Raw genomic sequence first — 13,590 nt, 5'->3', positions numbered from 1 at the left:
TTCCCGGGTTCGGGGCCAAGGCCCCGGCGGGTCGAGGGCGGAGCCCCGCTCATCCTCCTTCCAGGGCTCCGCCCTGGACCCGCGAGAGGGCTTGCCCTCTCGAAACCCCGTCGTTGGGAGTTTTCGTGAAGCGTCTCGTCGTGACGGCCGACGATTTCGGCTTGAGCCTCGCGGTCAACGAGGCCGTCGAGCAGGCCCATCGCGAGGGCATCCTCACGGCCGCGAGCCTGATGGTCGGCGCGCCCGCCGCTGCCGATGCCGTGGCTCGCGCCCGGCGCCTGCCCACGCTCCGGGTCGGGTTGCACCTGGTGATGGTCGAGGCGTGGCCGACCCTGCCGGCGGCCAGCCTGCCCGATCTCGTCGGCCCGGACGGCCTCATCCGCAGCGATATGGGCCGGCTCGGCCTCGACCTCGCCCTGAAGCCCTCGGCGCGGCGTCAACTCGCGGCCGAGATCACGGCCCAGTTCGAGGCCTACCGGGCGACGGGCCTGCTCCTGGACCACGTCAACGCCCACAAGCACTTCCACGTCCACCCGCTCATCGCCGGCGCGGTGCTGTCCATCGGCCGCCGCTTCGACATGCGGGCGATCCGCGTGCCGCGCGAGCCACGCGCGGTGCTGCGCGCTGCCGAGCCGGGCGCCGACCCGAAGCCCGCCCTCGACAGTGCGCCGTGGGCGGCGCTGCTGGCCGTGCGCGCGCGTCAGGCCGGGCTGCTGATTCCCGACCGGACCCTGGGGCTCGCCTGGTCCGGCTCCATGACGCCGGAGCGCGTCGCCGGTCTCCTGGCCCATCTGCCCGATGGTCTCACGGAACTCTACACCCATCCCGCCACCGGTGGCGGGTTTCCCGGCGAGGCGCCCGGCTACGCCTACGCGGCCGAGCGCAATGCCTTGATCGCGCCGGCTGTACTAGCGACCTTGGCGGCCTCCGGGGCGATCCGCGGTGGCTTCTCGGATTTCACCTCATAGGTCGCCGCCTCACGGAAAGCGGGCAGCGAGGGGGTGGTCGCGCAGGGCGTGATAGACGGTCGCCAAGCGGCACGACTCGACATGACACTGTGCAAGCAGCATCCGATCGAAGGGGTCGCGCGTCGGCGGAACGGGGTCGATGCAGGCCAGAGCATGCGCCGCACTGACGGGAAGACGTGCGATGCCGAGGGCTTCGTAGAAGAGCGGCAGACTCTCAAACGGAATGCCGGGATCGAGCTTCCCCAGCCCCGTCTTGATCGCAATCCCCCATAAACTCGCGACACTTGCGAACGCGAAAGACTCGGGTTGTCGCAGGCATTCCGCAAAGGGGTAGCTGACCTGATGCAACCGTCCGAGGGAGAGGGCGAGTAGGATGTGACTGTCGAGGATCAGTCTCACGGCAGCGGAAGCGGTCGAAGCAGGAAGTCTTCCGGCAAAGGGTCGTCGAAATCGCCCGGGATGAAACCGACAGTGCGACGAATTCCGTGCTCGCGCAGGAATGCCTCGCCCGCAGCGAGGTCGATTCCCCCGGTTCGCTTCTTATGCGGTACGAGATCGAAGACCGGCGTGCCGTTCCGTGTGACGACGATCACGTCGCCGCAATCGACGCGCTCGGCTAACTCCGAAGCCCGGTCCTTCACGTCGTCGATTGAGACGATCATGTGGGACAAGCGCTCCCATGACTGCTCACAACCTGAGAATGCGTACGCCAGTCCTGAAATAGCGTCCACTGTCGGTCTTCGTGGGTCGCGTCCACATACGCAAAACGGGCGCGGATCCGATCCGTGCCCGTTCGTCGTTCCGGGAAGAAAGGCGGGCCTTACTTCGCCGCCACAGCCTCGGCCGGGCGCCGGGCCTTCAGGTCCGGCGGCACGGCGGCGTCGCCTTCGGGGCGCTTGGGGTCGGGTTGCTTCGGCGGCGGGCCGAGGAAGGCCGGAACCACGAAGAACGCCGCCACCAAGGTGAAGAACAGCGACAGGGCCAGCAGCTTGCCCATGCTGGCCGTGCCGGGATGGCTCGACAGCACAAGGGAGCCGAACGCCGTGCCGGTGGTCAGCGCAGAGAAGAAGATCGCCCGGGTCAGGCTGGACGCCAGCATGTCGGCGACGCCCGCCCGCCAGGCGATGACGTAGTAGATGTGGAAAGCCACACCCACGGCGAGCATCAGCGGCATGGCGATGATGTTGGCGAAGTTCAGCGGCATGCCGACGATATGCAGCGCCATCAGGGTCCACAGGGTCGCGAGCACCAGGGGCCCGAGGGTCATCGCCACATCCCAGGGTTTGCGCAGGGCCACCGACAGGATGATGAAGATGAGCACCAGGGCGGTCAGCGCCGCCTGCACGAAGGCACCCAGGATGGTGTAGCTCGACGAGGTGGTGGCGACCGGCGCGCCCGTGGCGTGCGGCGCCACGGTCTGCACCTCCTTGGCGAAGCGGCGCAGAACGACGTTGTCGTTGGCGTCTCCGCTCGGGTGGACCTCGATCCGGGAACGCCCGTCCGCCGTGACCCACTCCGCCTTCAGCTTGGGCGGAAGGTTGGCCAGGGTGATCTTCTGGGGGTTCAGCAGACCGCCCAGACGCGTCAGCAAGGTCTTGAGGTCCGTGGTCAGGGCGACGCTAGCGGCCTCGCGCTTGGCGACGGGCGCCGCCGCCAGGGCATCGAGGGTGGTTGCGAGGGCACCGGCGGTCTTGGCGGCCGTGAGCGTCCGCAGGGCAACGGCCGTGTCCCTGATCGCCTTGACGTTGTCGGCGTCCGTGGGCGGCGGCGGCTTGCGGCCCGGGTTCAGTGCCGGCCCGAGGAGCTGGGCCGTATCGGCGATGACGGCGAGCTTCGCGTCCTGGTCGCGGGGCACGAAGGTGTCGATGTCGATGACCTTGGCGACGGACGGCAGCTTGCGCAGCTTCGCGGCGATCTCCGGCACCGCCTCGGGGGAGGGGGCGAGGACGTCGATGAGGTTCGGGCTCGTCTCCGGGTCCTTGATCAGATCGAGATAGGTGGCGATCGATTCCACCTTCGGGCTGCGCAGGTGCATCGGATTGGAATCGAACGGCAGCTTGAACAGCAGGGGAATGCCCGCCACGGTCACGAGGCCGACGCCGATGAGGACGGCCTTGCGGTGCTCGATGATCCAGTGGTCGACCCCCGCCATCCAGGCGGTCTCGACGGCCTTCGCCTCGGTCTTCGGCTTGAACACGGCGATGAGCGCCGGCAGCAGGGTGAGCGAGAACAGGTAGGCGACGATCATGCCGACGCCGGCGATGAGGCCGAGTTCGGACACGCCCCGGAAGGCGGTGGGCAGGAAGGCGAAGAAGCCGGCGATGAGCGAGATGGCGGCCAGCGTCAGGGACCAGCCGACGCCGCGCGCGGCGGCGCTGAGCGCCGAGGGCAGGTCGGGCTGCTCGAACCGGTCCGCTCGATAACGGACGGCAAACTGGATGCCGAAATCGATTCCGAGCCCCACGAAGAGGGCGGCGAAGGCGACCGAGATCGGGTTCAACTCGCCCACCATCAGCAGCCCGAGGGCCGCCGTGACGATGAGGCCGGCAAAGGTGGTGATGAGCACCGCGCCCACCAGGGAGGCGGAGCGCAGGGCGAGCCAGACGAACAGCACGATGGCGCCGGTGGTGACGCTGTAGTTGAGGAACGCGTCCTCGGCGAGCGTCGCGAACTCGTCGTCGGCCACGGCCACGGGGCCGGTCAGGCGCATGCGGGCGCCACCGCCGACCTCGTACTCGCCATTGTTGATCTTGAGATCCGCCGCGATCTTGCGGACGACCGCCGTCGCCGTGGCGCCGGGCTGAAGGGCGTTATAGTCCAGCACCGGCTGGATCATCACGAACTTGCGCAGGTCGGTGCTGTGCAGCTTGCCGTTGGACAGGAGCGTCTGCCACGACAGGCGTGCCGGCTCGCCGGCTAGGACCTTGCGCAAAGTCGCGTCGATCTGGGCCATCGGCCGGTCGAGGTCCTCGACCTTGGCGTCGCCGCTCTTGACGCCCTTCGCCCCGAGGCTGAGCACCCGCATGATGCCGCGCAGGGACGGGTCGGCGGCGAGCGGCCCGAGCAGGCCCTGCTGCTGGACGAGCTGCTCCGTGGTCTTGGTCAGTTCCTCCTGCGACATGAGCAGGAAGCCGTTCTTCTCGTAGAACGGCCCGCCGTCCGGGCGGTAGACGGACTCGATGGTGTCCTTGCGCTCGGCCAGGGCCTTGGCGAGATTGGCCGCCGCCTCTTCGGCCTCCTCGGGCGATTTCCCGTCGATGACCGCCACGAGGGTTCCGGTCCGCTGCGGGAACGCCTTCTCGTAGGCGATCTCGTCCTGGCGCCAGGGGACGTCCTTGTCGATCAGCCGCTCCACATCGGTGTTGATGCGGAATAGGTGGGCGGCCATGCCGGCGCTCGCGGCGGTGGCGAGGGCGACCAGGGCTATGACCAGCCAGCGGCGCTGGACGGAAAACGCGACGAGCCGTTCGATCACGGGTATCCTGCCTGCTTATGCGATGTGGTCCGGGCGGGGCCGGCGGGGTCTGTGGCCACCGGCCGTGGAGCCGGAACACGCGGATCGCGCCATGTCCGACCGTCGGGTATCACCAATCGGCACGATCCACGAATGCGAACACCCTCCCGGCGGCGGTCGGCCGACGGCTTCGATACGACGAAACCGCGCGCGACGCGCCGATCCTGACGCCTGGCTCAGTAAGGGTCCTGCGTCCAGAATGCAACGCATCCCATGTTTTGCGAAGGTCCGGGCTTTCGGAGGCGGAATCGGCTTCACGGCATGCGTGGCATGCAGGTCGGTAGTCCAGCGCCGTCAGGAAGAAGCGCCGGTCGGTAAGACGCCTCGCCTCAGAAAACTCACGATCCGGGGGCTTGTCTTCCACCATCACGGCGGCCGGGGGTTCCGGCTGGCCGTCCCGTCACCAACGCCCACTGCACGCCGATCCCCGGCCCTGTGGCCGGATTATCCCAGGGTCGCGGAAACCCGCACGGTCGAGGTCGGTTGTGCGTCGTTTCGGATTGGTTCCAATCTAGGTCGCTGGAATTCCGATTTTTTTCACGCTAAGCAGCCCGATACATCGGGGCCAGCAACAAGGAGCCACGTCTTGGGTATTCCCCTCCGGTACGTCGCGAAGATTGGCGGCTACATCCTGAAACAGCACCTCACCGGCCGCAAGCGCTACCCGCTCGTGATGATGATGGAGCCGCTGTTCCGCTGCAATCTCGCCTGCGCCGGTTGCGGCAAGATCGATTACCCGGACGAGATCCTGAACAAGCGCCTGCCGGTGGCGGATGCCCTCGAGTCCGTGCGCGAGTGCGGCGCCCCCATGGTGGTCATCGCCGGCGGCGAGCCGCTCCTGCACAAGGACCTGCCGCAGATCGTCGAGGGCATCATCGCCCAGAAGAAGTTCGCGATCGTGTGCACGAACGCGTTGCTCCTCGAGAAGAAGATCAAGGAGTACAAGCCCAGCCCGTACTTCACTTGGTCGATCCATCTCGACGGCGACAAGGAGATGCACGACGGCTCGGTGTGCCAGCGCGGCGTCTACGACAAGGCCGTGGCCGCCATCGCCAAGGCGAAGGAGATGGGCTTCCGCGTCACCATCAACTGCACCTTCTTCAACAACTCGTCCTCGGACAAGATCGCCGACTTCTTCGACAGCGTGACGAAGATGGGCATCGACGGCATCACGGTCTCGCCCGGCTACGCCTACGAGCGTGCGCCCGACCAGCAGCACTTCCTGAACCGCAAGGCGACGAAGGATCTGTTCCGCGGCGTGTTCCGCGCCGGCAAGGAGAAGGGCCGCCAGAAGTGGGCCTTCCAGCAGTCGGGCCTGTTCCTCGACTTCCTGGCCGGCAACCAGACCTACCATTGCACGCCCTGGGGCAACCCGACCCGCACCGTTTTCGGCTGGCAGAAGCCCTGCTACCTGCTCGGCGAGGGTTACACGGCGACCTTCAAGGAACTGATGGAGGAGACCGACTGGGATTCCTACGGCACCGGCAACTACGAAAAGTGCGCCGACTGCATGGTCCATTCGGGCTACGAGGCGTCCTCGGTGGTGGATTCGGTGCGCAAGCCCTGGAAGCCGCTCATCCAAGCGATCCGCGGGATCAAGACCGAGGGCGAGATGGCCCCCGAGATCAATCTCGACAAGCAGCGCCCGGCCGAGTTCGTGTTCTCGCGCAACGTCGCCCAGAAGCTGTCCGAGATCAAAGCCTCCGGCGTCGACACCAAGCGCGAAGCCCGCAACCGTACGGCGGCCTGAGCCGCCTCGGCGCCGGCAGAGTCCGGCGCCGAACGATCCCGAACGAAAAGCCCCGCGACACCTTCGTGTCGCGGGGCTTTTCGTTGTCCGAAATCCGTTCGTCCTACGGTACGCCGAGGCTCGCACCGAGCAGGGGCCGGCACCGCTTCAGGACCGCGAAGGCTCGCCCGGAATCGCGGGCGAGGTGCATGAGGGGGCCGATCTGGCGTGGATCGCGCAGGATCGCCATGAGCACCGCGACGATGTCGGGCTCGCCGTTCGGTTTCAGCGCCTGCGCCGCGAAGGCCGGGATCGCCCGTTTGGCCGGATCGCAGATCACGCGGATCGCCGCGAAGGGCAGGCCATGCCGGGCCGCGAAGGCGGCGGCGACGTGCGATTCCATATCGACGGCGACAGCCCCGGTACGGGCATGGAGGCTGGCCTTGTCGGCAGGAGCGAGGATCGCCGTTTCCACGCCGGCGACGGCCGCCAGGACGGAGCCCAACGCCGCGAGCCGCGCCATCAGCGCATCGGCCACGGCTCTGTCGGCTGGATAGCTTCGGTCACCCGCCACAATCTCGGTGGCGACAACCACATCCCCCGCCGCGAGGTCGGGCGCGAGTCCTCCGGCGATGCCGATGCTGACCACCGCGCGGCATTCCGGCGGCACTCGGATTTCGAGGAGGGCGCGCAGGCGCCGCGGGTCGCCGCCCGCCCCGATGGCGATCACCCCCGGTCCGGCGGCGAGACGCGCTTCCTTGGCGAGGCCGGTGACGGCGAGGACGGGGAGCATCGGATTTCCAGACACCAAGCCGGCCCTCCCCGGAGCGGGTAGGGGCGGGCGAACCCCTACATTCCGAACGCGACCGTCCGGGTGTTGGACTGCTTCAGATTGCGGAAGCGCGCCATGGCCCAGAGCGGGAAGAACTTCGGGTAGCCGTGGTAGCGCAGGTAGAACACCCGCGGGAAGCCGGTGGCGGTGTAGCGCTCCTCGGACCAGAAGCCGTCGGCCCCTTGCGTCCGGGTCAGGTAGTTGATGCCACGCACCACCGCCGGATCGTCGGCCTCGCCCGCCGCCATGAGGGCGAGCAACGCCCAGGCCGTCTGCGAGGCCGTGGAGTAGCCCGGCTCGAAGGCCGGATCGATCTTGTAGGACGATGCGTCTTCGCCCCAGCCGCCATCCGGGTTCTGGATGCGGATGAGCCAGGCCACGGCCTTGCGGATCTCGGGGCTCGCCGGATCGACGGCGGCGGCATTGAGGGCGCACAGCACCGACCAGGTGCCGTAGATGAAGTTCATGCCCCAGCGACCGTACCACGAACCGTCCTCTTCCTGGTCGGCGAGGAGGTAGGAGACGCCGCGGTCGAGGGCCTTCGAGCTGTCGCGGGTCTCGCCGAGCTGGGCCAGCATCGAGACGACGCGGGCGGTGACGTCGGCGGTGGGCGGGTCGAGCAGGGCGCCGTGATCCGAGAACGGGATGTGGTTGAGGTAATGATGGTTGTTGTCGGCGTCGAACGCCGCCCAGCCACCGTCGCTCGACTGCAGGCCCTCGACCCATTCGCGGGCCCGCGCAATGGCATTGGCGTAGTCGGGCACGTCGGCGACCAGCCCGTGCTGACGGGTGGCCCGGTCCATGGCCATCACCACGACGGCGGTGTCGTCGAGGTCGGGGAAGTGGGGATTGGCGTACTGGAACGCCCAGCCGCCGGGACGCACGTTCGGGCGGCCCGCCGCCCAATCGCCCTTGATGTCGAGGACCTGAAGGGGCTTGAGCCAGTCGAGGCCGCGGCGGGCCTGCCGCTCGGCCTCGGGGCCGCCGGCTTCCAGCAGGGCATGGCCGGCCAGCGCCGTATCCCACACCGGGGACAGGCACGGCTGCACGTAGGCCTCGTGCTCCTTGACCACCACGAGCTTCTCGATGGCCTCGCAGGCGATCATCACCTGCGGGTGGTCGGCGGGATAGCCGAGCACGTCGTACATCAGCACGGTGTTGACCATGGCGGGGAAGATGGCGCCGAGGCCGTCTTCGCCGTTGAGGCGCTCGCTGACCCAGGCCTCGGCCTTGTCGATGGCGCGCTGGCGGCGCTTCTTCGGGAAATGCGCCTGGGTGACTTGCAGCACCCGGTCGATGGCCCCGAAGATGGGCGTCCAGGGCCAGGTCGCGTGCGGGCTGCCGGGCCAGTGACGGACGTGCTCGGGCGGCGTCACGAACAGTTCCGGCACGCCGAGGCCGCGCGGGTTCTTGGCCAAGGGCTTCTTGGCCTGAAGCACCAGCAGGGGCACGATCACGCAGCGCGCCCAGTAGGACACCTTGTCGAGGTGGAACGGGAACCACTTCGGGAGGTGCATGATCTCCACGGGCATCACCGGCACGGCGCGCCACGGCACCTGCCCGAACAGGGCCAGCAGGAAGCGGGTGAAGACGTTGGAATTGGCGGCCCCGCCGCGCGACAGGATCGCCTCGCGCGCACGGCGCATGTGCGGCGCCTCGATGGAATCGCCCGTGAACTTGAGGGCGTAGTAGGCCTTGACGCTCGCGCTCATGTCGAACGGCCCGTCGTGGACCAGGGACCAGCCCCCGTGCTTGCCTTGCGTGCGGCGCAGGTAGTTGCCGATCTTGGCCTCCAGGCCCGGCACGATCTCGGTCGCGCGGAACTGGTGGAACATGATGTATTCGGACGGGATCGTCGCGTCGGCCTCGAGCTCGAAGCACAGGTGCCCGTCGGCATGGGAGAGAGCCGCGAGGGCGTGCGTCGCGCGCGTGATGCCGCGCTCCACATCCTCGATGGAGATCTCCTGCGTCTTGGGGCGCTGCAGCGCCTCGACCTTCTTGAATGCCTCTCGCATCGTCCTCGCCTCACCGGCCTTCAAAGCTGCCGCCATACCTCAGGCCGCGCCGCACGCGCGTGCCCGTGCACACTCGCCCGCCGGGCGTGCGAGTGCGTGCGCGGCGGTCGTTCCCGACCGGATCGCGCCTTCGATCGTCGATGGCAGACCGGTCGCGGTCCAATCGCCTGCCAGGACGCAATTGCGGTGGGCCGTCTGGGCGCCGGATCGGCGCGCGGCCTCGGCAGGCGTCGCCGCGAAGGTCGCCCGCTTCTCCTTGACGATCTGCCAGCTTGGCAGTTCTGGCGCAAGTCCGCACAAAGTCGAGACTTCGGCCCAGATTTGTCGACCCAAGTCTTCCCGCGGCACGTCGAGGAGGCGATCGGCGCCGCTGATGGTCACGGACAGACGATCCGGATAGGCGAACAGCCACTCCGTCAGTCCATTCACCACGCCGAGCAGTAACGGTGCGTTCGCGGGCGGAACCACAGCGAAATGCGCGTTGACGATGGAGCGGTAGGCCTGCGGCGCGGCCAACCCCGGAATCAGGTCCGCCGCGACCCAGGGTGGCAGGGCGACCACGACCGAATCAGCGGCGCCGAGAACGAGGGTCTCGTCGCCGAACACGAGTTCGGTGACCCCGGCCTCGCCGAACGTCAGCGAGCGCAGGCGATGCCCGAACCGCATTTCGGCGCCGTACCGTGCCAGATAGGCCACAGCCGGATCGACGAACGCCGCCGAGAGCCCGGCCACCGCCACGAGGGGTCGGCTCGCAGCACCTCCGGCCCCGAGGGTCTCGCGCAGGATCGTGGCGGCGAGGCCGACGTCGCTCTCCTTCGGCTCGGTGTTGAGGGCCGCGATGAGCACCGGGTGCCACAAGCGGTCGTAGAGCAGGCCCTCGCAGGCCATGGCCTCGCCGATGGTTCCGCCCTGGCCCGGCGCCTTGCCGGCGGCGGCCTTCAGGATGCGCAAGGGGGCGAGATAGTCCGATGCCTTGGTGCCCGGCACCCGGCGCGAAGCTGCAAGCACCCACCAGGGGATCCGGCCGGCGTTGGGGCGCAGGGTCCAGCGCTCGCCGGTCTTCAGGTCGGCGAAGGGGAACTCCGCTTCAGCTGGCCCCGAGAGGGCATCGGCCGGGGCGCCGATGGTCTTCATGAAGCCCAGCGCCGAGGTGTTGCCCGACAGGAGCAGGTGGTTGCCGTTGTCGATGGTGAGACCGAGGGTCGGGTCGTAGTACGAGCGGCAACGGCCGCCGGCCTGCTTGGCCGCCTCGTGCACGATCACGCAGCGTCCGGCCTCCACCAGGGAGACGGCGGCCGAGAGCCCGGCGAGCCCGGCGCCGACGACGTGGACGGTACCGGCCATCAGACGATCCCGTGACGCAGGGCGACGGCGACGAGGGCGGCCTTGGCCGGCTTCACCCGGGCGCGGGGCTTGGTCCAACCGCGCGCCAGCACGGCGTCGAGGTAGAGCCGGTAGGCCGCCGCCATGAGACGGGGCGCCTTGGTGACCTTGCGCGGGCAGCGGGCGATGATCGCCCAGGTCTCGCGGTAATGCTCCTTCGCCTCCTCCGCGACGGCGGCACAGACTTCGCCGATGCGGGGATGGTCGATGGCCGCCTGCGGCGTCGGATCGGTCAGGCCGATGGCGAAAAGCTTCTCGCGGGGGAGGTAGAGGCGGCCGCGCTCGGCATCTTCGTCAATGTCGCGCAGGATGTTGGTGAGCTGGAGCGCGCGGCCCTCGTGATGGGCGAGCGCAATGCCTTCGGCCTCGGCCACACCGAAGATGCGTACGGAGAGGCGGCCGACGGCACTGGCGACCCGGTCGCAGTATAGGTCGAGGGTGGCTTCGTCGGGGGCGACGATGTCCTCGAACGCGTCCATGGCCATGCCGTCGATGACGGCGTGGAAATCCGCCCGCAACAGGCCGTAGCGCCGGATCGGAACCACGAGGTCCTGCACCCGGGGCACGGGCCGTCCGGCATAGAGGGCGTCGATGTCGGCGGCCCAACGGTCGAGCTCAGCCCGGCGAATCTCGGCGGGACCGCCGTCATCGGCGACATCGTCCACGGCGCGGCAGAACGCGTAGACGGCATACATCGCCTCGCGCCGTTCCTTCGGCAGGAGCCGCATGGCGGTGTAGAACGACGAGGATTTCGCCGGCAGGGCCTCGACGGGCGCCGCCTCGGGCAGGGGGGTGGCGGTGGCGCTCATGCGCGTGCCCCCAGCGCATGGCGACGCAGGGTCCGACCGCGCAGGGGGCGCCGCGCCAGGGTCGCGGCGATGCCGCCGAGCGCCGTCAGGGCGAACGCCGCCTTGCCGTGATGGACCTTCTCGGACAGGGGATCACGCTCCATCAGGCCCCGGCACAGCACGACCGCGAGGCGGTGGATCGCCGCGATCTCGAGGCTGAGGCGCAGGTCCGCGATGAGGTCGGGCAGCACGGCGCCCTCGTCCAGGAGCCCCATGGTGCGTGTCGCCAATTCACGGATGACGTCGCGCAGCGCCGGCGAGGCCTTGGCGGCGCCCAGTGCCTCGACGGTCACGCCATGCTTCTCCAGGGTTTCGCGCGGGAGGTAGACCCGGTCGTTGCGGGTGTAGTCCTTCCCGCAATCCTGGAGGTGGTTGATGATCTGCAGCGCGGCGCAGATGGCGTCGGATGGCCCCCAGACCACGGACGGATCCTCGCCGTGCACGTCGAGGACGTAACGTCCCACCGGCATGGCCGAAAGTCGGCAATAGGCAATGAGCTCGTCCCAATCGGCGTAGCGGGTCTTGCGCGCATCGAGGCGGAAGGCGTCGAGGAGTTCGAGCGCGTGGGTCGCCGGCAAGCCTCTCGCGAAAAGTTCGCGCTTGAGGGGCTCGGCCTCGGGGTCGGACGGACCCTTGCCCGTAAGGGCGTCGGCGAGCGCGTCGAGCAGCTCGATCTTACGCTCGGGCGTCAGCGTGGTGTGGTCCGCGACATCGTCGCCGGCCCGCACGAAATCGTAGAAGGCCAGGATCGCGCCCCGGTTCCTCGGGTGGATCAGGTGCGACGCGACGGGAAAGTTCTCGTCCTTGTGGCCCTTGCCGGAGCGGGCCTCCGTGGCGTTCTGCAGGATGGCGCTCACTTGAGGCGTCCCTCCTGGCGGAACCACGCGATGGCGTCGGACAAGCCTTCGCGGTAGGGGCGGGCGGTGTAGCCGAGTTCGGCTCGCGCCTTCGCATCGGTGAAGAACATGCGGTAGCGCGACATCCTGATGCCGTCGATGGTGGCGAACGGCGCCTTGCCGGTGAAGCGGGCGATCTGCTCGGAGACGAACGCGATCGGGTAGACCACGGCGCGCGGCAGGTTCACCGTCGGCGCCTTGCGGCCGACCATGCCGGCGATGTCGGCGAGCATCTGCGAGAGCAGGACGTTCTCGCCGCCGAGGATGTAGCGCTCGCCGACCCGTCCGCGCTGGAGCGCGAGCAGATGGCCGTAGGCGACATCGTCCACGTGGGCGAGGTTGAGGCCGGTGTCGACGAAGGCGGGCATGCGTCCGAGCGCCGCTTCCAAGATGATGCGGCCCGTGGGCGTCGGCTTCACGTCGCGGGGGCCGATGGGCGTCGACGGGTTGACGATGACCACGGGCAGGCCGTTGCGCGCCGCCATCTCCTCGACGACCCGTTCGGACACAACCTTGCTGCGCTTGTAGGCGCCGATGGCGGTGCCGGGCGTCAGGGGCCGGGTCTCGTCGGCGGGCGTGCCGTCGTCGTGCGGTTTGATGGTGGCGACGCTCGACGTGTAGACGATGCGCTCGATGCCGGCCCGCAGGGCCTCTTCCATGAGGATCACGGCGCCGTCGCGGTTGGTCGCGACGATCTCCTCGGGGTTCGGCGCCCATAGGCGGTAGTCCGCCGCCGCGTGCACGAGGTAGCGCTGGCCTTTCAGGGCGGCGGCGACGGCCGTCCGATCGCGCATGTCGCCCTCGACCACCTCGACGTCGGTCCAGGTCAGGTTGGTGCGCGGCGATGTGGCCCGCACCATGATCCGCACCCGAAATCCGGCCTTGCGAAACACGTCCACGAGGGCGGCGCCCAGGAAACCGCTCGCACCGGTGATGAGAACCGGGCCGGCATCGAAGGGGCCGGTGGGGGTCGCCTGTGGCATTTCTCTCGCGGGTTCAAAAGCAAAAGGGGCGCAGCGGGTTTGGGACCGCAGAACCCGGCGCTTTTGTCATCGAAATAGACCCCCGACAAGCGCAGTCGGGTCACACCCAGGCGCATCCGCACGGGGCTGGCCCGCGCGGATGCGCCTGATCGGGACCAGTCAGGCGAGGCGCAAGCGGCTCGATCCGGCCTTTCGCTCGGGGAGGGTATCGCGGGCGGTGCGGGCGATGGATTCGGCGTCGAGGCCGGCCTCGCGGTACATGGCGTCGGGGGAGTTGTGGTCCTGGTAGGTGTCGGGCAGGGTCAGGGTCCGCACCCGGACGCGGCCGGCATCCAGCGCGCCCTTCTCGGCCAGCAGATGCAGCACCATGGCGCCGAAGCCGCCCACCGAGCCCTCCTCCAGGGTGATCAGCACCTCGTGGC

The 13,590-nt window shown here is 68.8% G+C and carries 12 protein-coding genes; 2 read left to right on the top strand and 10 right to left on the bottom strand.

Going from position 1 to position 13,590, the window contains the following annotated elements; translation table 11 throughout:
- The first annotated feature begins 125 nt into the window (after window positions 1–125).
- A complete protein-coding gene (gene hpnK, locus ASG60_RS21100) occupies window positions 126–968 on the top strand; it encodes a hopanoid biosynthesis-associated protein HpnK (RefSeq protein WP_056387736.1) in 843 nt (280 codons plus the stop codon).
- Window positions 969–977: 9 nt separating this feature from the next.
- Here the strand turns inward: hpnK and ASG60_RS21095 are convergent, their stop codons facing one another.
- The 3 genes from ASG60_RS21095 to ASG60_RS21085 form a co-directional block, all read right to left on the bottom strand.
- Window positions 978–1,367 (bottom strand): type II toxin-antitoxin system VapC family toxin, encoded by a 390-nt coding sequence (locus tag ASG60_RS21095; protein WP_056387733.1) that lies wholly within the window; start codon window positions 1,365–1,367, stop codon window positions 978–980.
- Window positions 1,364–1,630, bottom strand: a complete 267-nt coding sequence (locus ASG60_RS21090; RefSeq protein WP_056387730.1) for a type II toxin-antitoxin system prevent-host-death family antitoxin — start codon at window positions 1,628–1,630, stop codon at window positions 1,364–1,366. The genes ASG60_RS21095 and ASG60_RS21090 overlap by 4 nt, the downstream gene beginning before the upstream one ends.
- A gap of 158 nt (window positions 1,631–1,788) precedes the next feature.
- Window positions 1,789–4,443, bottom strand: coding sequence for an MMPL family transporter (locus tag ASG60_RS21085; RefSeq protein WP_056387727.1), 2,655 nt, complete (start codon window positions 4,441–4,443; stop codon window positions 1,789–1,791).
- Window positions 4,444–5,068: 625 nt separating this feature from the next.
- On the opposite strand from ASG60_RS21085, the gene hpnH reads away from it, so the two are divergent.
- Complete coding sequence (hpnH, locus tag ASG60_RS21080) at window positions 5,069–6,232, top strand: adenosyl-hopene transferase HpnH (protein WP_056174854.1); 1,164 nt, start codon at window positions 5,069–5,071, stop codon at window positions 6,230–6,232.
- A 103-nt stretch (window positions 6,233–6,335) separates the two neighbouring features.
- On the opposite strand, the gene ASG60_RS21075 is transcribed toward hpnH, so the two are convergent.
- The 7 genes from ASG60_RS21075 to ASG60_RS21045 form a co-directional block, all read right to left on the bottom strand.
- On the bottom strand, window positions 6,336–7,004 hold the full coding sequence (locus ASG60_RS21075) for a phosphorylase (protein WP_056387724.1): 669 nt from the start codon (window positions 7,002–7,004) through the stop codon (window positions 6,336–6,338).
- A gap of 56 nt (window positions 7,005–7,060) precedes the next feature.
- Window positions 7,061–9,058 carry a squalene--hopene cyclase gene (gene shc / locus ASG60_RS21070; protein ID WP_056261852.1) on the bottom strand — a complete coding sequence of 666 codons (1,998 nt, stop codon included), beginning with the start codon at window positions 9,056–9,058 and terminating at the stop codon, window positions 7,061–7,063.
- Window positions 9,059–9,097: 39 nt separating this feature from the next.
- Window positions 9,098–10,402: a hydroxysqualene dehydroxylase HpnE gene (gene hpnE / locus ASG60_RS21065; protein WP_056387721.1), complete on the bottom strand. Its 1,305-nt coding sequence runs from the start codon at window positions 10,400–10,402 to the stop codon at window positions 9,098–9,100.
- Window positions 10,402–11,250, bottom strand: a complete 849-nt coding sequence (gene hpnD / locus ASG60_RS21060) for a presqualene diphosphate synthase HpnD (RefSeq protein WP_056387719.1) — start codon at window positions 11,248–11,250, stop codon at window positions 10,402–10,404. The genes hpnE and hpnD overlap by 1 nt, the downstream gene beginning before the upstream one ends.
- Entirely contained in the window at window positions 11,247–12,146 is a 900-nt protein-coding gene (hpnC, locus tag ASG60_RS21055) for a squalene synthase HpnC (RefSeq protein ID WP_056387716.1), read from the bottom strand. Before hpnC ends, hpnD begins: the two co-directional genes overlap by 4 nt.
- Window positions 12,143–13,168 (bottom strand): hopanoid-associated sugar epimerase, encoded by a 1,026-nt coding sequence (hpnA, locus tag ASG60_RS21050; protein WP_056261863.1) that lies wholly within the window; start codon window positions 13,166–13,168, stop codon window positions 12,143–12,145. Before hpnA ends, hpnC begins: the two co-directional genes overlap by 4 nt.
- 159 nt (window positions 13,169–13,327) lie before the next feature.
- The coding region (locus ASG60_RS21045; protein ID WP_056387713.1) for a transketolase C-terminal domain-containing protein at window positions 13,328–13,590 on the bottom strand (263 nt) is incomplete at its 5' end.

This window comes from Methylobacterium sp. Leaf469 (assembly GCF_001424745.1).
GTDB lineage: Bacteria > Pseudomonadota > Alphaproteobacteria > Rhizobiales > Beijerinckiaceae > Methylobacterium.
The sequence above is the reverse complement of the archived record's forward strand: the minus strand, read 5'-3'. Positions and strand labels throughout refer to the sequence as shown.

Excerpts from the sequence above, each read along its gene's own strand:
- hpnE (WP_056387721.1), bottom strand. The coding sequence starts at position 10,402 with ATGGCCGGTACCGTCCACGTCGTCGGCGCCGGGCTCGCCGGGCTCTCG.
- hpnD (WP_056387719.1), bottom strand. The coding sequence starts at position 11,250 with ATGAGCGCCACCGCCACCCCCCTGCCCGAGGCGGCGCCCGTCGAGGCC.
- hpnA (WP_056261863.1), bottom strand. The coding sequence starts at position 13,168 with ATGCCACAGGCGACCCCCACCGGCCCCTTCGATGCCGGCCCGGTTCTC.
- ASG60_RS21090 (WP_056387730.1), bottom strand. The coding sequence starts at position 1,630 with ATGATCGTCTCAATCGACGACGTGAAGGACCGGGCTTCGGAGTTAGCC.
- shc (WP_056261852.1), bottom strand. The coding sequence starts at position 9,058 with ATGCGAGAGGCATTCAAGAAGGTCGAGGCGCTGCAGCGCCCCAAGACG.
- ASG60_RS21075 (WP_056387724.1), bottom strand. The coding sequence starts at position 7,004 with ATGCTCCCCGTCCTCGCCGTCACCGGCCTCGCCAAGGAAGCGCGTCTC.